The 23,939-nt window shown below is 30.4% G+C and carries 19 protein-coding genes and 5 tRNA genes; 14 read left to right on the top strand and 10 right to left on the bottom strand.

The genetic code is table 11. The annotated features are described in order from the left end of the window. Positions 1-16 precede the first annotated feature (16 nt). On the top strand, positions 17-949 hold the full coding sequence (gene ispH / locus MC061_RS02280; protein ID WP_259535719.1) for a 4-hydroxy-3-methylbut-2-enyl diphosphate reductase: 933 nt from the start codon (positions 17-19) through the stop codon (positions 947-949). A gap of 51 nt (positions 950-1,000) precedes the next feature. On the opposite strand, the gene guaB is transcribed toward ispH, so the two are convergent. Continuing rightward, a complete protein-coding gene (guaB, locus tag MC061_RS02275; RefSeq protein WP_259535717.1) occupies positions 1,001-2,488 on the bottom strand; it encodes an IMP dehydrogenase in 1,488 nt (495 codons plus the stop codon). Between the two features lie 263 nt (positions 2,489-2,751). On the opposite strand from guaB, the gene MC061_RS02270 reads away from it, so the two are divergent. Together MC061_RS02270 and dnaJ are read left to right on the top strand one after the other, a co-directional pair. Then, positions 2,752-2,825, top strand: a tRNA-Arg gene (locus MC061_RS02270). Positions 2,826-2,939: 114 nt separating this feature from the next. After that, positions 2,940-4,061, top strand: a complete 1,122-nt coding sequence (gene dnaJ / locus MC061_RS02265) for a molecular chaperone DnaJ (RefSeq protein WP_259535715.1) — start codon at positions 2,940-2,942, stop codon at positions 4,059-4,061. A 35-nt stretch (positions 4,062-4,096) separates the two neighbouring features. Here the strand turns inward: dnaJ and ispG are convergent, their stop codons facing one another. The 3 genes from ispG to hemC form a co-directional block, all read right to left on the bottom strand. Beyond that, positions 4,097-5,368 (bottom strand): flavodoxin-dependent (E)-4-hydroxy-3-methylbut-2-enyl-diphosphate synthase, encoded by a 1,272-nt coding sequence (gene ispG, locus MC061_RS02260; RefSeq protein WP_259535713.1) that lies wholly within the window; start codon positions 5,366-5,368, stop codon positions 4,097-4,099. A 71-nt stretch (positions 5,369-5,439) separates the two neighbouring features. Continuing rightward, complete coding sequence (locus tag MC061_RS02255) at positions 5,440-5,763, bottom strand: hypothetical protein (RefSeq protein WP_259535712.1); 324 nt, start codon at positions 5,761-5,763, stop codon at positions 5,440-5,442. A gap of 307 nt (positions 5,764-6,070) precedes the next feature. Next, a complete protein-coding gene (gene hemC, locus MC061_RS02250) occupies positions 6,071-6,946 on the bottom strand; it encodes a hydroxymethylbilane synthase (protein WP_259535710.1) in 876 nt (291 codons plus the stop codon). A gap of 81 nt (positions 6,947-7,027) precedes the next feature. On the opposite strand from hemC, the gene secD reads away from it, so the two are divergent. From secD to pyrE, 3 genes are all read left to right on the top strand, one after another. Further along, positions 7,028-8,545 (top strand): protein translocase subunit SecD, encoded by a 1,518-nt coding sequence (gene secD / locus MC061_RS02245; protein WP_259535708.1) that lies wholly within the window; start codon positions 7,028-7,030, stop codon positions 8,543-8,545. A gap of 146 nt (positions 8,546-8,691) precedes the next feature. Further along, positions 8,692-9,885, top strand: coding sequence for a dicarboxylate/amino acid:cation symporter (locus tag MC061_RS02240; protein ID WP_259535706.1), 1,194 nt, complete (start codon positions 8,692-8,694; stop codon positions 9,883-9,885). Then, a complete protein-coding gene (gene pyrE / locus MC061_RS02235) occupies positions 9,882-10,490 on the top strand; it encodes an orotate phosphoribosyltransferase (RefSeq protein ID WP_259535704.1) in 609 nt (202 codons plus the stop codon). Before MC061_RS02240 ends, pyrE begins: the two co-directional genes overlap by 4 nt. Positions 10,491-10,584: 94 nt before the next feature. Here the strand turns inward: pyrE and MC061_RS02230 are convergent, their stop codons facing one another. Together MC061_RS02230 and coaD are read right to left on the bottom strand one after the other, a co-directional pair. After that, the gene (locus MC061_RS02230) at positions 10,585-10,776 is read right to left on the bottom strand and encodes a zinc-finger domain-containing protein (RefSeq protein WP_259535702.1); all 192 of its coding nucleotides are present in this window, start codon (positions 10,774-10,776) and stop codon (positions 10,585-10,587) included. Positions 10,777-10,862: 86 nt separating this feature from the next. Next, the gene (gene coaD, locus MC061_RS02225; RefSeq protein WP_259535700.1) at positions 10,863-11,363 is read right to left on the bottom strand and encodes a pantetheine-phosphate adenylyltransferase; all 501 of its coding nucleotides are present in this window, start codon (positions 11,361-11,363) and stop codon (positions 10,863-10,865) included. Between the two features lie 71 nt (positions 11,364-11,434). Between coaD and MC061_RS02220 the strand changes: the two genes are divergently transcribed. From MC061_RS02220 to MC061_RS02195, 6 genes are all read left to right on the top strand, one after another. Beyond that, positions 11,435-11,507, top strand: a tRNA-Phe gene (locus tag MC061_RS02220). A 146-nt stretch (positions 11,508-11,653) separates the two neighbouring features. Next, positions 11,654-12,532 (top strand): hypothetical protein, encoded by an 879-nt coding sequence (locus tag MC061_RS02215; protein ID WP_259535698.1) that lies wholly within the window; start codon positions 11,654-11,656, stop codon positions 12,530-12,532. A 131-nt stretch (positions 12,533-12,663) separates the two neighbouring features. Continuing rightward, positions 12,664-14,499 (top strand): translational GTPase TypA, encoded by a 1,836-nt coding sequence (gene typA, locus MC061_RS02210; protein ID WP_259535696.1) that lies wholly within the window; start codon positions 12,664-12,666, stop codon positions 14,497-14,499. 88 nt (positions 14,500-14,587) lie between these two features. After that, complete coding sequence (locus tag MC061_RS02205) at positions 14,588-15,598, top strand: Mrp/NBP35 family ATP-binding protein (RefSeq protein WP_259535694.1); 1,011 nt, start codon at positions 14,588-14,590, stop codon at positions 15,596-15,598. 32 nt (positions 15,599-15,630) lie between these two features. Further along, the gene (gene ubiH / locus MC061_RS02200; RefSeq protein WP_346268845.1) at positions 15,631-16,803 is read left to right on the top strand and encodes a 2-octaprenyl-6-methoxyphenyl hydroxylase; all 1,173 of its coding nucleotides are present in this window, start codon (positions 15,631-15,633) and stop codon (positions 16,801-16,803) included. A gap of 141 nt (positions 16,804-16,944) precedes the next feature. Next, positions 16,945-17,850 (top strand): aspartate carbamoyltransferase catalytic subunit, encoded by a 906-nt coding sequence (locus MC061_RS02195; protein WP_259535690.1) that lies wholly within the window; start codon positions 16,945-16,947, stop codon positions 17,848-17,850. A 157-nt stretch (positions 17,851-18,007) separates the two neighbouring features. On the opposite strand, the gene petA is transcribed toward MC061_RS02195, so the two are convergent. The 4 genes from petA to MC061_RS02175 form a co-directional block, all read right to left on the bottom strand. Continuing rightward, positions 18,008-18,598: a ubiquinol-cytochrome c reductase iron-sulfur subunit gene (gene petA, locus MC061_RS02190; RefSeq protein ID WP_259535688.1), complete on the bottom strand. Its 591-nt coding sequence runs from the start codon at positions 18,596-18,598 to the stop codon at positions 18,008-18,010. Positions 18,599-18,687: 89 nt separating this feature from the next. Then, positions 18,688-21,399 (bottom strand): DNA topoisomerase (ATP-hydrolyzing) subunit A, encoded by a 2,712-nt coding sequence (gene gyrA, locus MC061_RS02185; protein ID WP_259535686.1) that lies wholly within the window; start codon positions 21,397-21,399, stop codon positions 18,688-18,690. A gap of 40 nt (positions 21,400-21,439) precedes the next feature. Further along, positions 21,440-21,512: transfer RNA gene (locus MC061_RS02180), tRNA-Val, on the bottom strand. 500 nt (positions 21,513-22,012) lie between these two features. Continuing rightward, a tRNA-Ala gene (locus tag MC061_RS02175) sits at positions 22,013-22,088 on the bottom strand. Positions 22,089-22,332: 244 nt separating this feature from the next. Here MC061_RS02175 and MC061_RS02170 point away from each other — a divergent pair. Both MC061_RS02170 and nuoF read left to right on the top strand, forming a co-directional pair. Next, positions 22,333-22,405 (top strand) — tRNA-Lys (locus tag MC061_RS02170). A gap of 170 nt (positions 22,406-22,575) precedes the next feature. Beyond that, on the top strand, positions 22,576-23,826 hold the full coding sequence (gene nuoF / locus MC061_RS02165) for an NADH-quinone oxidoreductase subunit NuoF (protein WP_259535684.1): 1,251 nt from the start codon (positions 22,576-22,578) through the stop codon (positions 23,824-23,826). Positions 23,827-23,939 lie beyond the last annotated feature (113 nt).

Raw genomic sequence — 23,939 nt, 5'->3', positions numbered from 1 at the left:
AATATACTGAATTAATATGGAAGTTATTTTAGCAGAACCACGAGGTTTTTGTGCTGGAGTAAAAAGAGCTATAGAGATCTTAACACATACCTTAGCAATATATAAAAATAAATGTCAAGTATATGTTTTACATGAAATTGTACATAATACATACATTATAGAGCAATTTATAAAACAAGGAGCAATATTTATTGAGCATCTTGAAGAAATTCAAGATAATAGTGGAGTATTAGTTTTCAGTGCACATGGAGTATCAAAAAATATAGAAGAGCAAGCTAAGAGACAGGGGTTAACTGTGATTGATACAACATGTCCTTTAGTACGCAAGGTGCATCATATCGCACAAGAATATGAAAAAAATGGTCAGGAATTGATTCTTATAGGGCATGCTAATCATCCAGAAGTAAATGGAATTATAGGAAGAGTAAAAAATCCTATCATTTTAGTACAATCTTTAGAAGATGTAAAAAGTGTTCATATTAGAAATCCACATCATGTCTCTTATATTACTCAAACGACACTAAGTATTGATGAAACCAGTAATATTATTGATGCAATAAAATTAAAATATCCTGATATTAAGGGTAGATCTTTAAGTAATATATGTTATGCAACGCATAATAGACAAAATGCTATTAAAATGCTCTCTAAAAGAGTAGATATGGTATTAATTATAGGTAGTGCTAATAGTTCAAATGCACGTCGCTTATTAGAAATATGCATGCTTCAAGGACAAAAAAAAGCTTTTTTAATCGAAAATCATAGTTATATAAAAAAGCACTGGTTTAAGAATATAAATAAAATAGGAATTACTGCAGGAGCATCTGTACCTAATATATTAATTAATGAATTAATAGAATATTTTGAGTTCACTATGGATGCACAAGTCTCAGTGATGCCATATGGTATTTTTGAAAATATTAATTTTAAAGACCATATTAAATTATGAGATGTAATATCTTACTGTCAGATCTTATTCTCTATATATTAATCAAAGTACTTAGTATGAATGATTGAAATTGCTAGTGTCTTGATAAGAGTAATTTGGAGATTCTTGTGTAATTATTACATCATGTGTATGACTTTCTCTTAATCCTGATGGAGTAATAGTGATGAATTCACAATTTTGCTTCATTTGCGCTATATTACTATTACCAGTATACCACATTGAAGCTTGTAAACCTCCAAGTAACTGGTGAATGATACCTGACACTGGACCTTTAAATGGTACTCTCCCTTCCACTCCTTCTGGTACAAGTTTAAGTGTTGAATTATTATCTTGACAATATCTACTTGCTGAACCTAATCTCATTGCACTAACAGATCCCATACCTCGATACTCTTTGTATGATCTACCTTGATACATAAAAATCTCACCTGGACTTTCATGAGTACCAGCAAAAATTGATCCAATCATTACAGAGTCAGCGCCAGCTGCAATAGCTTTTGCAATGTCACCAGAATTCTTTATTCCTCCATCAGCAATCAGTCTAACATTATGCAAATTACATACCTCTGCAATCAACTGAATAGCAGAGAATTGTGGCATTCCTACACCCGTCACTATGCGCGTGGTGCATATAGAACCAGGTCCTATACCCACTTTCACTGCATCTACTCCTGCCCTAATCAGGGCTTCAGCACCTTCTTGTGTGACAACATTACCCGCAATGACCTGCATATTAGGATACATTTTTTTTATTTCTTTAACGGTATTAATTACTCCATAAGAATGACCATGAGCTGTATCAATAATCACAGCATCAACTTCTCCATCAATAAGAGCTTCAGATCTTTCAATTCCATCTTTTGGACCAGTACCAATAGCTGCTGCGACTCTCAAACGCATTTTACTGTCTTTACATGAATTGGGATATTTATTATACTTTTCGATATCTTTCACAGTAATAAGTCCAATACAACAAGAATTATCATCAACTACTAATAGCTTTTCTATTCTATTTTCATGTAACAATTTCATTGCAGAAGCGCTATTAACTCTATTCTCTTTGACTGTCACTAATTTCTCTTGTTGCGTCATCACTTCTGATACCTTAATATGCATATTATAATCTTCAATAAATCTGACATCTCTATTAGTCAGGATACCTACTAACTTTTGTTTTTCTACTACAGGTATGCCTGAATAATTATATCTTCTCATTAATAAAATTGCTTCTGCAACTGTTTTATCTGGTGAAATGATCATTGGATTATATACAATCCAACTTTCATATTTTTTGACTCTTTTAACTTCTGCAACTTGCTTATCAATTGATAAGTTTTTATGTATACATCCAATACCACCATGTTGAGCAATTGCTATTGCAAATTCTGATTCAGTGACAGTATCCATAGCGGATGATATTATAGGAATATTTAATGGAATATCATTTGTTAAGAAAGTTTTAATATCTGTATCTCTAGGAGGTACATCAGAATATGATGGTACAAGAAGTATATCATCAAATGAATAATAGGTTTTCATGATTATAATATGCTTGATTATAGTATGCAGTATAATCAGGTTTAATAAATTAGCTAGAACCCATATGTAATATATAGAAGTATTTTAGATAAAACGCAACATATTTTAAATAATTGACTGTATCATAATATAGTACTCTATATTTATAGAAACACACTGTACTTATATCACACATATCTTTCATAACTGATTTATGATATTATGAATAATATCATAAAACTCGTTGAATACATAATAAAATCTGATAGAGTTATTATTTGATTGCACCCTTAGCTCAGTTGGATAGAGTATTTGACTACGAATCAAAAGGTCGGGCGTTCGAATCGCTCAGGGTGCATTATTATACTATCTTTCAATATAAATCGACATCTAAAATATAAAAAACATATATTGTACTTGAAATTTACATGTTAAAGACCTATCTTCAGACCTTAAGAGAAAATATTTCTATATGAGCAAGAAAGATTATTATGAACTACTAGAGATAGGTAGAAATGCAAGTGTTGAAGAGATAAAAAAATCATATAAAAGATTAGCATTTAAGTATCATCCTGATAGGAATCCTAACAATAAAGAAGCAGAAGAAAAATTTAAAGAAATTGCCTCTGCATATGAAGTACTATCAGATTCGCAAAAACGGGCAACCTATGATCAATATGGTCAGGAAAGTCCTTTTGGATCTTCTCAAAGTTTTCATTCTTCAGGAGATTTTAGTGATATCTTTAATGACTTTTTTAGTGGGGGTTTTAATAGCACAAGTAGAGCAAAAGCTAATAAAAATACAAGTGCAGGTGTACCTGGATCTGATCTTCGTTATGATCTTGAAATTACTTTAGAAGATTCATTTAAAGGCATACAAGCTCCTATACATTATGTAACAAATATAAAATGTGATGTATGTCAAGGTATTGGGAGCGAAGGTGCCATCACGCCAGTGAAATGCCATGCTTGTAAGGGAAGTGGAATGACAAGAGCACAACAAGGATTTTTTACAATTGAAAGAACTTGTAACGTATGTTACGGAGAAGGTGAAATCATAAAGAATAAATGTAAGAAGTGTGACGGTAATGGACGTAAAAGAGCTGAAGTCAATATATCAGTTAGTATACCTCATGGTGTAGAAGAAGGCTCTAAAGTACGAGTCAGTGGTAAGGGAGAGGCTGGAATACGAAATGCAAAGAGTGGAGATTTATATGTATATGTTAAAATCGCGCCACATAAGATATTTACTCGTAATAAAGCAGATTTATATTGTAAGGTACCTATAAATATGACGTTAGCTATTTTAGGTGGAGAAATAGATGTGTATTCAATAGATGGAATACACATAAAAGTAAAGGTACCAGAAGGTATTCAAACAAATACTAAATTAAGATGTAAAGAGAAGGGCATGTATTATATAAACTCATATACTAGAGGTGATTTATACGTACAAGTCATAGTGATGACTGTACATCCAAAGAATTTAAATAAAAAACAACTTGAGCTTTTGCAAGCTTTTTCAGAAGAAGAAAAAAATATCGGTATGCAATGTTCTACTGAAGGATTTTTTAGTACAGTAAAAAAAAAATAAAAAAGCTTATATATGATATGCACTGCATATAATGATTATTGATTCATTTGGTAGTGCTCAGATATATATTCATGAATGAGCACTTTAAAATCTTCAAATAGATTATCACCTTGTAAGGTTTTGAGATATTTACCATTTTTATAAACTGCTGATACAGACTTTTCACCATCTCCAGGTAGACTAATCCCTAAGTTAGCATGCTTACTTTCTCCTGGTCCATTCACTATACATCCCATTACAGCAATCTTCATCTGCTCTACACCTGGATTATGTATCTTCCATATCGGCATACAGGCTGTGATATACTGATTCACTGCTTCAGATAATATACGGAAACGAGTACTACTTGTACGTCCACAACCAGGACATGAATTTACTTGAGGCATAAAATACTTGATACCTATTGACTGTAATATTTCTTTACATACAATAACTTCATTAATCCTGGATTCATCAATACGCTGAGTCAGCGATGCTCTAATAGTATCTCCAATACCATGTTGTAATAAGTAAGTTAGTCCTGCTGTGGTTCCTATGATACCTTTATATCCCATACCAGCTTCTGTTAAACCCAAATGTAGAGCATAATTACAAGATTGTGCAATTGCACGATATACTATAATTAAATCTTGTACTGTACTAACTTTACAGGAAATTACTATTTTATTTGGACTCAGTCCAATCTCTTCTGCTTTCTTTGCGCTCTCTAATGCTGATACTACAAGCGCTTTACGTAGCAGAGCATCTGAAGATAAAGGATCACTAGAGCAAGAATTACTATCCATCAATTTTTGTAATAAATATTTATCAATACTCCCCCAATTTACTCCAATTCTAATACATAGATTGTGTTTGATGACATATTCTATGACTTTTGTAAATTGATGATCACGTTTATCATTGAAACCTATATTACCTGGATTAATTCTAATTTTACCTAGTAATTTAATATACTCTGGATACTTCTTGACTAATCTACTGATTTCATACTGTCCACATCCAATTAATATTGAGCCATCATACCCTTCCTGATTCAATTCTTCTACTATGTAGGGAATTGCTTGTACTATTGTTTCTGAATGTAATGCTATACGTACTAGCTCGGAACCTGCACGTGCTAGATCTATTATTTCTTTTGCATAATGTCTCGCACCTTCTTTTATATTATCAGAATCTATATGTACGCCAAGCGCCATAGATTGAATTACTATAGGATGATCTCCTCCTATCTTCACTTTACCAACTTCTACAACATGCGTTTTATGTCTAAAAATAGGAGAGCATTCATATGATATTTTATTAAACATGTTTGACTGCGCTATATACTTTCTAATTAAGTGATCGCGAAAATTATTTCTTTATTTCTGATGATGATAAATCATGGCTCATCTGTTTTCTGATCATATATCTCTTCATGTATTATCATACACTTAGAATGTGTTTCTTGATCGAGAAATATTGCTCCTTTTAGTTTTGCAATATTAATTCCGTCTTTATTCATCATAATATCATCATATATTAGTGATTCCTGATGCATTTTCTCATCATGATACACAATGCTTTTATCAAGATGATTTTGTCTATCTATGTTCTTAAGATTTTGTATACGGATTTGATAGCATTGATATGCTTCAGCAAAATTCTTATCTACATGAAAATTGATACCACCAGGATTTTCACAAGGTATATACTTAGTACTCATCTTTTTACTCTTAGATCTCGCTTCAGAATAATATGGCATGATTAGCATAGATGTGAAGAATAGGGATGTAAATAGGAATTTGAATGAACAGAATAGCATATCAGTATGTAAAAATTTTTTAATCTTAGGTATATTAATTCATATATTCTCAGTATATTTTAGTGTTTATATCAATGTGTCTTTAAGTATAGATATATAATAAAAACTTTTATTTCTCTTTTTTTCTACATCTATTCAATATCACAGCATTCAAGAAGATCAATGCATATAGATGTGATCACATTTCGTAAAGAGAGTCAATCTTTTATCATGAGCATTTTTCTTTTAACTCTAATCCAGCATCCACTCCTATTGCCTCTGCATCTTCTATGCATGAAGTCCTTTCAGTAAAAAATATATTTTTTTCAGAAGCTAACATACAGCGCAGATATAGCGTTGAATGATTGATCAATTCTGCTAAAGCTGCAAGAGGTGTAAAACATGAACCATTAACAGTTTTCATAAAGCTTCGTTCTGCACTTGTCCTAATAAAGGATGTAAGATCATTGATTCGTTCTAAAATACTAATGATTGCAAAATCATTCTTCCGACATTGAATACATATTGCGCCCTGTCCAACGGCACTTAACATTACTTGCGGTGATAATATTTCTTTAATGAAATGACTTTTACTTAATCTTATTAAGCCAGCTTCTGCGAGAATGATTCCATCAAAGCTTTGATGATTTATTAATCTAGTAGTAACGTTACCACGCAATGGTACTATCTTTAAATCAGGTCTTAAATGTAGTAATTGTACTTTTCTTCTTATTGCAGAAGTCGCAAGTGTAGCATGCATTGGTAAAGAGGTCATATTCATGTATTTATGAGAAATAAATGCATCATATGGACTGATTCTTTCTAAGATACAGGGAATTGTTAAATCTTCTGAGAAGAATGCAGGTACATCTTTTAACGAATGCACTGCGATATCTATTTTCTTCTCTAGTAATGCAATTTCAAGTTCCTTAATGAATAATCCTTTACCGCCTATTTCAGCAAGGTTTTTATTTATATATTTATCTCCAGAAGTTTTAATCTTAATAATCTCAATAGATAAATTATTAACATTTTCTAGTAATTTTTGTTTTACTTGCGTTGCTTGCACAAGTGCAAGACTACTACCTCTAGTACCTATCTTCATAAAGAAATCTCTCAATTTTACATTACACAAGTCTAATAAATTAGTTTATAGTATATTATCATAATTTTAAACCTAAAATTTATGCAAATAGGATTTAAGATCAAAACTTTCTCAATATTAATTATATGTCTCGTATTATTATATATAGTATTACCAAATTTTTTTGATAATAAATTTTTTATTTCACAAAAAAAAATGAGTTTAGGTTTAGATTTACGGGGAGGTAGTTCTTTGTTATTACGTATAGACATAGAATCTTATTTTAAAGAAAAATTATACATATTAGCTGATGAAATACAAGCAATGCTTTTGACTGTAGGTCTGATCCCTACGATTCAAATCCAGGAAGATATGATATTAATTCTAGATAGTAATATTAATAATAGTAAAAAATATTGCACATTAGTGAAAGCTATGAATTCTAATTTAGAAATTAATAAAAAAGATTCTTCAATGAAGATTTCATATCAACAGCAATACAAAACTTTTTTGATTCATGAATTAGTCTTAGAATTAATAACTAATATTCAACGACGCTTAGATATACTAGGTACTAAAGAAATTAGTGTACAAACACAAGGCACAGATAAAATATTAGTTCAGATACCAGGAATACATAATATCAAGCATGTAAAGTCTCTTCTTGGCAAAATGGCTAAATTATCTTTTCATTTTATAAATGAGAATGTCATGAAAATAGAGGATATTGATGATACAACTACTATTCTATTAAGAGATTCTTTCGGACAAGTATACCCTATATTGCGCAAGACTGTAATGAAAGGAGAGTCCTTGATAAATGTGTCAGTCATATATAATACTTTAGGTTATCCCACAATACATTTTAAATTTGACGATCTTGCAAGTAAAAGATTTGCAAGAGTATCTACAGAGAATCTAGGAAAACCTCTTGCAATTATACTTGATAATATAATTATCACTATTCCAATCATCAGAGAACCTATTCTAAATGGAGAAGGAGAAATTAATGGAAATTTTAGCGAGAAAGATGCAATAGAACTTGCCCAGCTCTTAAGAGCTGGAGCAATGCCAGCATCACTGTCAATAGTAGAAGAAAAAAATATTGGTCCAAATCTTGGTAGAGAATCAATACATTCAGCCAAAATTTCTGTGATTATCTCTGTATTCACAATTATTTGCTTTATTATAATGACTTACGGTAAATTAGGAGTACTTGCTACATGTTCAATGTTCTTTAACATTATACTCATTCTCTCATTTTTAACCATATTGGAAGTCACTTTAACTCTTCCTGGAATTGCAGGTATTGTACTTACAATTGGTATGTCAGTAGATTCAAATATTCTGATATTTGAACGCATTCGTGAAGAAATAAAATTGGGCAAGAGAAAAGCACGTGCTATTGAAGAAGGATTTAAAAATACGCTCACAACAATTTTAGATGCAAATCTCACTACCTTAATTGCATCAGGCATAATGTTTTGTATTGGTATTAATGCAATGAAAAGCTTTGCTATTACGCTTTCAATAGGAATTACATGTTCAATGTTTTCTGCTCTTATACTAACAAAATTGTTAATAGAATTATATGTAAAACCAAACACATTGAGACTTTAACTGAAATTGCAAATTGATGATTTATTGTATAAATCTATCTATTGCTATAGAGATGGAAGATTTTTTGATAAAATCATTATATCTATATAATCTGATTTTAAAATTAAAGAAAATATTTTATAATTTACTTGAAAGAGATATTATCAATGCGTATAGAAACTTTATTATGTGCTATATTACTAGCAATTATAGGATATTTTACAAAAAGTATACTAATATATGAATGCGCTAAGCTATGTAGTGATTTATTTATTAATTTATTAAAATTGATTAGTTTACCAATGGTATTCTTATCTATTATTTCTACAATGTCTAGTCTCAAACACTCGCTTGATTTTATCTTGATAATTAAGAAAACAATTTTTTATACTATTGTTACTACTGTTATAGCTACTTTCATTGCATTGATATTTTATCTTCTTTTAGATCCGGCACGACATCATATAATTTTAAATATAGAAGATGTGAACATGGTAAATAGTAAGTGCAATTACTTATTATATTTAAAATCACTCATTCCTTCTAATATCATACAAGTGTTTCTTGAAAATAATATGATTGGTGGCATCATAATTGCTTTTACAATAGGAGGATCTATTATACATCTGACACAAGATAAGCAAGATATTTTATATACATTATCCTCTGCATTATTTGATACTTTATTAAATATCGTACAAGGTATACTAAAATATATGCCTTTTGCAACTTGGGCTTTTATCACATGCTTTTTATATGAAATTAAAAGTAGTCATGAACTACATAATATATTGTATTATGTCATTTGCATTATATGTGCAAATTTTGTACATGCATTTGTTATTTTACCTCTATTAATATGGTATAAAGGAATCTCTCCCATTCAAACATTAAAAGGAGTAATACCAGCACTTACACTTGCATTTTTTTCTAAATCATCTAGCGCAACATTACCTACAACAATAGCATGCTTACATAATAAACTAAATATTTCAAAAAAATTGTCTTCATGTATTTTACCAATATGTACAACAATTAATATGAATGCATGTGCTGCATTTATTTTTATTACCGTAATATTTGTATCAGAATTGCATGGTAAGATATTTTCATTATATGATATGATTATATGGATATTATTAGCCACTTGTGCAGCAGTTGGTAATGCGGGCATCCCAATGGGGTGTTATTTTATGACAACAAGTTACCTTATATCAATAAATATTCCTATATCTATTATGGGACTAATTATGCCTATTTATACAATTATTGATATGTGTGAAACTGCAATTAATGTATGGTCTGATATTTGTATTACTCAGATTATTAATAAAGAGTTAAATCAAAAAATAATAGTATGACGATATTAAATGATAATAATGCAATTCTAAGAATATTTCAAGAAGCAAATGCAATCCGCTATGGCCATTTTGTATTATCGTCAGGCTTACATAGCAATATATATATACAATGTGCAAAGCTTTTTGAGAGTCCAAAGATAGGCATAAAAATATGCTCTTTATTGGTTAAAAAAATCAAACAAAAAGTGAATGATTCAATCAATGTCATTCTTACTCCCGCAATTGGTGGAATAGTATTAGGTTATGAAATTGGTAGACAGCTTGGTATTAGGACTATATTCTGTGAACGAGTTAATGGAGTATTTAAATTACGACGTGATTTTCAAATATTGCAGTGTGATAACATATTACTCATTGAAGATGTGATTACTACAGGTAAATCCTCACTTGAGGCCGTTCAATGTATAGAAGGCATGGGAGGAAAAATTATTACTGTAGCATCTTTAATCAAAAGAAATGATAATATCCAGTTACCTTTTCCTATTATATCATTAATTGAAATAAATATTAAGAATTATAGTGAAGAAAATCTTACTGAAGAATTAAAACAATTACCTATTAATACACCTGGAAGTAGAAAATATCTAACACAAAATTCTATTTAATATTTCTACTCGATATTTTTCATGCAGAAATTCATGGAAGATATACTTAATAGATTGATATCAATAATATTAATTATTCTTGTATTTATATTAATCAATCATTTATTAGATTTCCATTTCTGGAATTTTCTTTGAAATCTTGATTAATAAAAATTTTTTGACAATAAGGACAAGCAAGTGTTTTTTTTTCATCTATATCTAAGAATATTAATGGATGATCAAGATAATCATTATTTATATTACCATAACAAAAAAGTTTTCTCTTACTATCTCTTATTTTTAACATCTTAATTATTTTAATATCTTTATGATATGCTATTATATGAAATATTTTGATTTAAAAATACTATAAAAAATAAGATATATTACTCTCTATTTGTTATAACATTGGAGCTTCATTAATTCATGTTGTACATTCCGTGATACAAACTGACTTACATCTTCTCCTAATTGAGAGATTTCTTTGACAAAACTAGATGATATGAATTGAGTATCTTCAGAAGCAAGTAAAAAGATAGTGTCAATCTCAGGAAGAAGTTTGTAATTGATCCAACTCATTTGAAATTCATACTCAAAATCTGATACTGCTCTTAAGCCTCTAATAATTACAGAAGCCTTTTTTTTCTTAGCAAATCTCATGAGTAATCCATTAAAAGACACAACATCAGCAATAATACCTAATCCGGTGATTTCTTGTTTAGCCATACTTGTCCTGAGTTGTATATCAAATGTCACATGTTTATTAACATTTTCTGCAATAGCAATTATGAGTAAATCAACTAACTTATATGCCCTTTTGATGATATCAATATGACCAAAGGTAATAGGATCAAATGTACCTGGATATATTCCTATTCTAACATTAGAATGCATTTTACTATAATATATAGAAACTTTTAATGGACATAATAATATTTTTTCTCTAAAAACAAAAGAATATACTTGGCCTGATAGCTCAGTTGGTAGAGCAAAGGACTGAAAATCCTTGTGTCGCTGGTTCAATTCCAGCTCAGGCCATTTATAATTTTATTATTATCATGTTGATCAAGTGAAATATTCTAGCAAAACGCATAGTATATTATATTATGCAATATCAATACTATAAAAAGCTATTTTTTTTATTCATGTTGTTACTATTATTTAGTAGCTTTGCTAATTCTAATATGAATACAGATACATCAATTGACAAATGGTATAATCAGAAGTCATTTATACAGAATACTAGTGTGCAAGTGCTCAAAGAGCACAATAGTAATATACTTGTTGGTATATTCAAATTGTCAGATCAGTATGATTTGACGTCATTTAAAAAAGATGATTCGTTGTTTAACAATTTTGGTGTACAAAGTATCTTAATTGATGATAAAAACATCATTCATTTTAATGAAAAATATGATATATTATCTAATCAAGAAATAATTCAGTCACAAATCCCACTAGTAGAATATATAAATAGTAATATTATTGACTGTATAAAAGAAAAAAAAATAAATAGGATCTTTATTACTATTGATGATTTATCACTGACTCCTACTAGAAGAATCATTCTTAATGCCATTATGGCAATGATTTCTCATAATCCATCAATATATGTATTTGGTATGTCTGGAGCAATACAAAGCATTTTAAATGATATCACTTCTCATATAGAACCTAGCATCTTAGATGATCAAAATCATCAATTTAAAGAAATTAAGATCATTCCTCATAGTCATTTAGCGAATATTGTTAATAAATTTTTAATACCAGATATCAATGGATGGTTTACAATGCAAGTACTAGATGCACGTTTAGGTTCAGTTAATAATACTCCGAGTAATAGAGAAAGATTAGATTTACTAGGATTTACAGTTGCAGCATTTGCAAGAGATGGATCAATAGAAGCAATTGAAGATCAATACGGCAATATATACTTGCAAAATCATCTGATATTCTTTATGAAGAATATAGAGAGAACTTTTTCTTTGGAATCTTATAAAGGATTTCAAAGCTCAATATTGTGTTCTATAGCTATTATGTATAATTTTCTTTATCATACATAATAACTATGCTATTAGCAGTGTGATGAAGAGATATATAAAATGTATTAAAAATATTTCATTATATCAATTTTCTATTCTCAATATATTTTATATGTATACTCAATATTAATTCAGTTTTTAAATACACAAAAATGAAAGAATTTACATTAATTCGCAATATTGCAATTATTGCACATGTTGATCATGGTAAAACCACTTTACTTGATAATATGTTAAAACAAAGTGGAACATTTAGGAATAATCAAGAAGTACAAGAGAGAGTGATGGATAGCAATGCACAAGAGCGTGAGCGTGGTATTACTATATTAGCAAAATATACATCAATCATATGGAACAATGATAAGATCAATATTATTGATACTCCAGGGCATGCAGACTTTGGTGGAGAAGTAGAGAGGGTGTTATCTATGGCAGATGGAGTACTACTACTTGTAGATGCTTCAGAAGGTCCAATGCCGCAAACTAAATTTGTGTTATCAAAAGCATTAAAATCAGGTTTAAAGCCAATTGTCATAATTAATAAAGTCGATCGCCCAGATAGTAGAATTGAAGAAGTTTTGAATGAAGTATATGAATTATTTTTTAGTTTAGATGCTTCAAATGAACAGTTAGATTTTCCAGTGCTATATGCATCTGGTAGAAATGGTTGGTGTACTACCTGTCTGTCTCATAAAACACAAAATCTTGATCAATTATTTACTACAATTAAAGATTATATAAAACCTGCTCTCTATGATCAAAATGCACCTTTTACTATGTTAGTGACTTTACTAGAATCTGATAAGTTTCTTGGGAGACTACTGACAGGTAAGATTTATCAAGGTATTGCAAAAGTGAACTCGGATATTAAAGTAATTGATCTCAATGGAAAAGTGATTGAAAGAGGAAGATTAACGAAAATCCTATCATTTTCTCACTTGAGGCGTATTTCAGTAGAACAAGCTATAGCTGGAGATATAATTACAGTTGCTGGATTGCATAAAGCTTCAGTTGCACATACCATTTCTGCATTAGAAGTACAACAGGCAATACCTTCCACTCCTATTGATCCACCTACAATGGCCATTACTCTAAATGTGAACGACTCTCCTTTTGCTGGACAAGAAGGCACAAAGCTTACCTCTACTGTTATAAGAGAACGCTTATATGAGGAATCAGAAATAAATATCGCTATTACTCTTAATGTATCATCAGAAACCGAAGCATGTGAAGTAGGTGGACGTGGTGAATTACAACTAGGAGTATTAATTGAAAATATGAGAAGAGAAGGCTTTGAACTTTCAGTTTCTCGTCCTAGAATTTTATTTAAAGAACAAGAAGATGGCACAAAGCTTGAGCCTATAGAAGAAGTGATAATTGATATAGATAATGAGTATAGTGGTATTGTGATGGAAAAATTAATCTTGCGTAAAAGTGAAATTCTTGACATTAAACCTGATGGTAAAGGTAGAACAAGATTGTCTTTTTTAGTACCCTCAAGAGGATTAATTGGTTATCAGGGAGAGCTATTAACTGATTCAAGAGGAACTGGCATATTAAATCGAGTATTTCATAGTTATGCACCATATAAAGGCATCTTCTCTAGAAGACGTAATGGTTCACTGATTTCCACTGATATTGGTGAAGCAATATCATATGCTATTTTTAATTTGCAAGATAGAGGAATAATGTTTGTGAAACCTCAAGATAAGGTATATTGTGGTATGATTATCGGTCAGCATAATCGTGAGAATGATTTGGAAGTCAATATCTTAAAAGGTAAACAATTAACAAATATAAGAGCAGCAGGTAGTGATGAAGCTATTAAACTGATACCACCTAAAATCATGACTTTGGAAGAAATGATAGCATATATATCTGATGATGAGCTAGTAGAAGTTACACCAAAATCTATACGACTACGCAAGAAGCTTCTAAATGCAAATGCTCGGAAACGTGCAGGTAAAATACATAATAAAGATTATTAATAATTTAGTAAGAACGAAATTTATATAGTGCACGATGATATTGTGATATTAATAAATCATTAAGCAAATAATTTGGAAATTCTTATCAATGATCAATAAAGCAATTATAATAGAATCTTTAAAACAAATTATAGAACGAAAAAGTGGTCAAGATATTATCCCTCTAGGTACTGTTACATCAATTATCATCCAAGAGGGAGGAGTTGTTGCGTGTGTCATTGAGATGTATAATACGGAATTAATCACTGAAGAATTAAGACACCGCTGTCAACACACTATACAATCGATACCTGGAGTATCAAAAGCAACTGTCACTATTATACATCATAAACATATTAAAACACAAAAAGAGAAGATGAATATTTCAGGAGTCAAAAATACTATTATTATCGCTTCTGGTAAAGGTGGAGTAGGAAAATCTACTGTTGCGCTAAATATAGCTCTATCATTAGTACGTCAACATTATAATGTTGCGATAGTTGATGCTGATATATATGGTCCCTCAATTCCTAAAATGCTTGATGCTGAAACATTGAAACCAACTTTCAAGGAAAATAAAATTCTTCCTATCAAGAAATATGGATTACATAGTATGTCAATAGGCTTCTTTCTTAATAAAGATCAAGCAGTGATATGGCGTGGCCCTATGTTGACAAAAGCATTATATAAATTATTACTAGAAACTCAGTGGTCTAATATAGATTATTTAATCATTGATACTCCACCTGGTACTGGAGATATACATCTTAGCCTCATGGAATCTTTTAATTTAACTGGATCGATTATAGTATCAACACCACAAGAACTTTCTCTCATTGATGTAGCTCGTATGTCTGATATGTTGATAAGATTTAATATACCTATTCTTGGCATTATAGAAAATATGAGCTATTTTATATACAATAATTCTAAGATATATATCTTTGGAAAAGATAGTACAAAAACTCTCTCTGAAAAACTAGGGATTGCGCTCTTAGCGTGTATTCCAATAGATCCATTAATTTCTCAAATCTATAATTACAATGATCCTATAATACTAGGTAAAGATTTTATAAAGATTTATGATAATATTGCGTACAGTATTACGTGTCTATTTTAAAGATTATGTCAGTTTATTGAACTTAAATGAATATGAAGTATGATGTGATCATTTCAGGAGGTGGATTACTAGGTATGATCACTGCTATTGGTCTAAATAAGAATAATATATCTGTAGCTGTCATCGAAAAAAATATTGTACCTCGCATTCTTTCCGATGATAATCGAGCACTTGCTATTTCTCAGGGTTCAAAAAAGATATTAGACCAATTAGGTATATGGCATTTCTTAGCGCATGCAGCTGAACCAATACTCGATATATCTATATCAGATGAAAATAATCCCTTTACTCTGCATTATCATCACAAAATAGTGAGCGAAGAACCAATGGGTTATGTCATCAATAATCTTGCCATATGGAATGCAATCAATCATTGTCTATTAAATACAATTCAATTGTACTCTCCTAATTCTTATAAAAGTATTCAGTATGCTGATGGATATGTAGAAGTGATACTTGATAATCATTCTAAGTTAATTTCTTCATTAATGATTTGTGCTGAAGGTAAGAATTCCAAACTACAGACATTATATGATATACCAAGTATGCAATTTATTTATAAACAAAGTAGTATAGTATTTACTGTGAATCACATACTACATCATGAAAATATTGCTATAGAACACTTTTTATCTGGCGGACCATTTGCAATGTTACCAATGAAAGGAGGCTACTCTTCTTCTATAGTATGGACAGAAAAATCTGAAATTGCAGATATGTTAATGGAGCTCTCTGAAGAATTATTTATTTTAGAACTAAAAAAAAGATTTGATCCCTGTGTAGGAACTCTTTCTCTAGATGGAGAGAGACAATTATATCCTTTAAGTTTTTCTTTTGCAAAAAAATTATATCATGGTAGAATATTGTTGATAGGTGATGCTGCGCATTCTATTCATCCTCTTGCAGGACAGGGGCTTAATTTAGGAATAAGAGATATAGAAAGTTTACTATATCGCATTTCTGATGCAAAAGTTTATGGTATTGATATAGGAAGTGAATACTTATTAGATCAAATCTCACGCGATAGATTATGTGATAATATGATTATGGCATTATTTACAGATGGAATCAATCGAGTGTTTTCAAATAGCACACTGTGTGCTAGAGTACTCAGAACATTTGGATTAATTGCTGTAGAAAATTCAGAGTTTTTAAAAAAAATATTTATACAGTATGGTATGGGCATTAGATCAATACCTACTTGAAGATATGACTCAAGTAAAGTACTTTATTTGAATTTATGATTTTAATAGAATATATATTCATTATGCATTCTACAGATAAAAATAGAAGAAATTATTCCCACTATACTATATGATATTAATCTAATAATAAAATATATCATTATGCATAATAGAAGACATTTATTAAGCATTTCGGATCTTACAATCGATGATATACAACATATTACTAAGTTAGCTAATCAATATATAGTTGATAAATTCACTATTTCTGATATACTGAAAAATCAGATAATAATAAATTTATTTTTTGAGGATTCTACTCGCACACTTACTTCTTTTGAAATAGCAGCACAAAGTCTTGGAGCAATTGTTATCAATATTCCCATTAGATTTTCTTCTTTAAATAAAGGAGAAGATTTAAAAGATATGATTGCATCATTAGATGCAATGCATCCTCTCTATATGATCATTAGACATCAAGATAGTGGTATGTTGCGTATATTATCTCAATACGTGACATCATGTTCAGTGATTAATGCAGGTGATGGAAGAAGTGAGCATCCAACTCAAGCACTTATTGATTACTGTGTAATTACTAAATATAAAAAACAACTCGAAAAGCTCAAAGTTGTGATATGTGGAGATATTTTACATAGTAGAGTAGCCAGATCAAATATCAATCTGCTAAAAATGTTTGGAGTCGATATTCGATTAATTGCTCCTCCTACTTTAATGTATAGATATTCTTATACGGAATATTCAACATATTATTCCTTGATTGAAGGTATTCAGGATGTGGATGTGATAATGTTATTAAGGTTACAGAAAGAACGTATACACAGTTCTTATTATCTCCCATCTGAGAAAGAGTATTTTTATTTATATGGACTTGATTCATATAAGTTATCATATGCAAAATCAGATGTACTGATTATGCATCCAGGACCAGTAAATAGAGGAATTGAAATAAGTCATGAGATACATGATAGTATTATTTTACAGCAAGTACAATTCGGAATAGCAGTACGTAAAGCAATATTACATTATTATTATATCATATCGTTATAGGAGGTAGTAATAAACATTCTTCTCAAAATTGTTGTTTATAAGGTAAAAATTAAATACACGTATCAAGAAAAAAGGAATATATAGAGATATAATCATAGATTCCTTTTTCAGGGATTTTATTGAAAAACATTAGTAGTCATTAGCAGTCATTGAATCTTTAATAAGTATTTTTACCAATGATCACGGTACTTTCACTTGAAAAAAAATAATCAGGTACTATCATATTTTTTGGTGCAGGTCCTCCAATGACTCTACCTGAAGTATCATAATAGGAGCCATGACAAGGACAGAACCAACCATTACCGACTTTTGTAGTATGTGAAATAGGTATACATCCAAGATGTGTACATATTCCTAGTATTACTAACCATTCCTCTCGTCCCTTGTATACTCTATGTTCATCTCGTTGTGGATCTCTTAAAAGATCGAGATTTACAGTTTGTGCTGTATCGATTTCTTGCTTTGTACGTCTACGAATGAATACTGGTTTGCCTTGCCATTTTACTTTTATCTCATGTCCTTGTTGTATATCAGAAATATTTACTTCTATTATAGATGCTGCTAAAATTTCAGCAGAAGGATTCATAGATTTAACTAATGGCCAAAGGCTGCTTATAGCTCCTATACTTGCCATAGCGCAAGTAGTTAATTTGATAAAATCTCGTTTACTATTATCTTTAGGTAGTATATTTTCTCTTTGCGAGTCATTTATACATGATCTATTATTATCAGTTAATTTTTTGTCCATTGCAATACCTCATCTGTAATAATATATTTTAATGTAAATACTATTATAGATTAATCAATAAAAACTTCTTCATCTATTTTCTAGAGTATTCACTCCTGATTGATATGCATGATATCTACAATTTTTATATCATGATCATTACAATCAGAATCTTCTACTTTTGCTACTGATACAACTTTTTCTTTATTCTCTGTCTTAAATAAAGTCACTCCTTGCGTACTACGTCCCGCAATTCTTATATCATATACTGAAATACGAATCAATTTTCCTTTATCTGTAATAAGAATCACATTATCATTTTGTGCTACAGGAAAACTAGCAATTACACCTCCATTTCTCTTTGTAGTGAGAATATTTGTAATACCTACTCCTCCTCTATTAGTAATCCTATACTCATATGAAGAAGTTCTCTTACCAAAACCATTTTCAGTAATAGTCAATAGGAATTCTTCATTGAGCACCAACTGTATAAATAATTCTTTATCTATTGTGAGATTTTCTAACACTTTTTCTAATTTTAGATCTATTAATTTAGAACTTGCTACTTCAAGTCTTTTTAACAGTTTTACTTCTAAATACCTATGCTTTATTTCAGTAGAAACATTAATGCCGTCATTTAGCACACTCATAGAAATCACACTATCATTTTCTGCAAGTTTTATTCCTCTCACACCATCTGAACTGCGACTTTTAAATTTACGTACATCTCTAGCAATAAATCTTATACTTTTTCCATATCTAGTTGACAGGATAATGTGATTTTCTGCATCACACACTTTCACTGAAATTAACTGATCATGACTAGCTAGTTTAATTGCAATTTTTCCATTAATTGGAATATATTGAAAATCTTCTAAAGCATTACGTCTCACATTCCCATGTGCAGTTGCAAACATAATATTTTGTTTTTTATCATTTAAATATGGTAATGGCATAATATTAGTGATTGCTTCACCTTCACAAAGAGGAAAGATATTTACAAGAGCTCTTCCTCTTGCAGTAGGCTCTGCAAGAGGTAATTTATATACTTTTAATCGATATACTTTGCCAATATTTGAAAAGAATAAAAAAGAAGTATGAGTATTGCCAACAAATAGTTTGATAATGACATCTTCTTTTTTTAATCCTTGTCCCAATTTTCCTTTACCTCCACGACGCTGTGTTCTATAATGCGAGAGTTTTACACGTTTAATATAACCATTCATTGTTACAGTAATTACCATCTCTTCTTGTGGAATCAAATCTTCAGCATCAATATCTATATCTAAATCAGAAATAGCAGTTTTTCGTGATATAGCAAATTTACTTTTGATGTCCTGTAGATTGACTTTAATTGCATTCATTAATTGAGTCTCTGAATTTAAAAAAGTGATATATTCTTTTATTAAGTTTACCATTGCATATAGATCACTTTCTAATTTACCTTTTTCTAAGCCTGTTAAACGTTGTAATTTAATATCAAGAATAGCTTTAATTTGTAATTCAGTTAATCTATATATCCCATCTTTTAATAAATTCGTACTATCTGAAATTAATTCAATTATCTTTTTGATTTCATCTGAAGTTTGCCATTCTTTATTTAAGAGCTCAATACTTGCTGCTAAAGGATCTTTAGAAGTGGAGAAGATGTGAATTACTTCATCTATGCTTAAGATTGCAATATATAGCCCTATATATAAATGAGCTTTTTCTCTTGTTTTTCTGAGACGAAATTCTGTTTTACGTACCAGAATTTCTTTTCTAAACGCAACAAAGGTGCATAAAATCTCTTTTAATGTCATTATAGTAGGTTTACTGTTCTTCAAGACTAAAGTATTAATACTAAAATTACTTCTCAGTGGAGAAAGGCATAGAATTTGATTTAAAATAAAATCTGATGCAGCATCCTTTTTTATATCAATGACTATACGAATTCCATGTCTGTCAGATTCATCTCTTATGCTTGTTATACCTTCAATTCTTTTGTCTTTTACTAAATCACTGATTTTTTCTATTAACATCACTTTATTGACTTGATATGGAATTTCATCAATGACTATTGCCTTTCTCTCTTGTGAAACATCTTCTAAATGTGTCTTACCTTGTATAGTAATTGTCCCTCGCCCTGTTGCAAATGCTGATTTGATACCTGATCTTCCAAGTATCACACCTCCTGTTGGAAAATCAGGTCCTGGTATGATATTCAGTAATTGATCTAAAGTAACTTCAGGATTGTCTATATATGTAATGCAAGCATCAATAACTTCTCCTAGATTGTGAGAAGGGATATTGGTTGCCATACCAACCGCAACACCGCTTGCACCATTTACTAACACATTTGGAAATTGTGCAGGTAATACAACTGGTTCAGTTTCATGTCCATCATAATTTAATCTAAAATCAACAAGATTTTCATCGATATTTTTTAATAAGAAATGTGATACTCTTTCAAGTCTAACTTCTGTATATCGCATTGATGCTGGAGGATCTCCATCTATTGACCCGAAATTTCCTTGGCCATCAATCAGTGGTACTAGTAGAGAAAAAGTTTGCGCCATACGTACTAAAGAATCATAAATTGCTGCATCACCATGTGGGTGAAATTTACCCATTACATCTCCAACAATACGAGCTGATTTTTTATATGGTTTATCATGATCATAACCTGCTCGTGACATTGCATATAAAATTCTTCTATGTACAGGTTTCAGGCCATCTCGGACATCAGGTATAGCTCGACTGACAATCACACTCATTGCATATGAAAGATAAGATTCTTTCAGGTCCTTAACGATTGATATTGGTACTAGATGATCTTGCATATTTATAATTATGATTAAGAGATAATATCTATTTAAGAAATGGGCGATGACAGATTTGAACTGCCGACCTCCTCGGTGTAAACGAGATGCTCTACCATCTGAGCTAATCGCCCATTTATTCTCATTTTAGCTATCAATATACTTATTGTAAACAAAAAGTATATGTCTGTATCAGTTAATTACTTGTTAAATTGATGAGCACTATAAGATGTATATCATACAAATACTCTTGAAGTATTACTGATCTATCAATCATATTCGTTATGTTTATTACAATCTTAAATAATACTATGACGATATGTATTTTAGAAACTAATAATACTGCATCATTCAAATGAAAATTTATTCTATAAAACTGCTTTCTAAAACCTAGAAAGTGCAGTATTAAAAAATTAATACTATCAATCCTTAAAGAGCGATGCATGCATATTTTATTATCTTTATCTAGATTTGTATCTAAATTATCATTTGATAGTATTACATATTTATAAATGTAATATTGTAGTAGATAATCAATACTAAAATAGTATACTGAATCATTACATCATCATCACTATAAAAGCATTTGAACTGATTAACAATGTATTAACCTAAATATATTTATATATAGATTTGGTGGAGGTAAGCGGAGTCGAACCGCTGACCTTCTGCGTGCAAAACAGACGCTCTACCAACTGAACTATACCCCCATGATAATGGATATTCACTCTAATTGTGAAGTACTATGGTAAAAATGCAAGAAATATTTAGTACTAAGATACTTAATAGTGTTTTAGAGAGCACAATACTTAACATATGATTGAGATACACAAATGAGATATATGCTCATACCCTGAACATGCATTCTATGTTAATATGCAAATATTCATTTGATTAAAATGCATAAAAGTTGTATTTATACGCATAAACGATAGTAACACGATCAGCTTTTATGATCCCGTAGCTCAGACGGTAGAGCAACTGACTTTTAATCAGTGGGTCGCGCGTTCGAATCGCGCCGGGATCACAATTTATAAATATTAATTATCATGATTAATCTATTCATATCTATTAAAAAAATTTTTTTAAATTTTTAAATTTTGAGAATTAAGATTAAAGATTTTGTGAGATTTTCTTACACTAAACTTGATAAAAATGATTGTTGATATTATACTTGAAGATATGATATGATATTATATGCTCAGCTCACAAGATAAAATCTTTACTAATTTAGATGGCAAATATACTGCTTGTCTTAAGGGAGCAAGGAAGCGTGGTACTTGGCAACATACACAAAAACTATTAGCACTAGGCTCAGAGAAAATTATTCATGAAGTGATAAAATCTGGATTAAGAGGAAGGGGAGGCGCTGGATTCTATACTGGTCTGAAGTGGAATTTTATACCTAAAAACACTTCAAAAAATCAGCCAATATATTTAGTAATTAATGCAGATGAATCAGAACCTGGTACCTGTAAAGATAGATATATCATTAGGTATGAAACGCATAAATTAATTGAAGGGATTCTATTAGCTGGACGTGCAATTAATGCATCTACTTCTTATATTTATATCAGAGGAGAGTTCTATCATGAATTCTTAATTCTAAAAAAAGCAATTGCAGAAGCTTATAAAGAATGTTTGATTGGTATCAACGCTTGTAATTCGGGTTATAATCTTGATATATTTATTCATAGAGGTGCAGGATCTTATATATGTGGAGAAGAGACAGCTCAACTTGAATCTATAGAAGGAAAAAAATGTTTTCCTCGTATGAAACCTCCTTTTCCTGCACATGTAGGATTATTTGGTTGTCCTACAATAGTGAATAATGTAGAAACTATAGCTATGATACCAGATATTCTAATACGTGGTAGTGCGTGGTTTTCGTCTCTTGGTAAACCAAATAATACTGGTACTAAAATTTTTAGTATTTCAGGCCATGTGAATCATCCTTGTAATGTAGAAGAAGAGTTAGGAATTCCGTTACGAGAATTATTAGACAAATATGCAGGTGGTATTAAAGGAGGGTGGAATAATTTACTAGCTGTAATACCTGGTGGCGGCTCAGTGCCATTAATTCCAAAATCAATATGTGATTCTATTACAATGGATTTTGATGCATTAAAACATGTAGGTACTGGCCTTGGTACTGCTGCTATTATAGTTATGGATACATCCACTAACATAGTTGCTGCAATTGAGAGATTATCATATTTTTTTATGCATGAGTCATGTGGACAATGCGCACCTTGTCGCGAAGGTACTGGATGGATGTGGAGAATAATAAAAAAAATGGTTTCAGGAAAGGTACAACATGATGAAATAGACAAATTACTCAATATTACGACTCAGATAGAAGGCAATACGATTTGCGCATTTGGAGATGCTGCGGTTTGGCCTATTCAAGGCCTCATTAAACATTTTAGTCATATATTGAGAAAATAGAATATTCTGTACATATCTATTAATATGATTTCCCTATATCTAGCTATATCATTGATGCTGGGTACTTCTCTCATGTGATTAGCAATACTAAGTCACAATATTTTTTTTTGATA

The organism is Wolbachia endosymbiont of Howardula sp., from assembly GCF_025021925.1.
In the GTDB taxonomy this organism is placed as follows: domain Bacteria; phylum Pseudomonadota; class Alphaproteobacteria; order Rickettsiales; family Anaplasmataceae; genus Wolbachia.
Note: the sequence above shows the minus strand (reverse complement) of the source record. Positions and strands in the feature narration are given on the sequence as shown.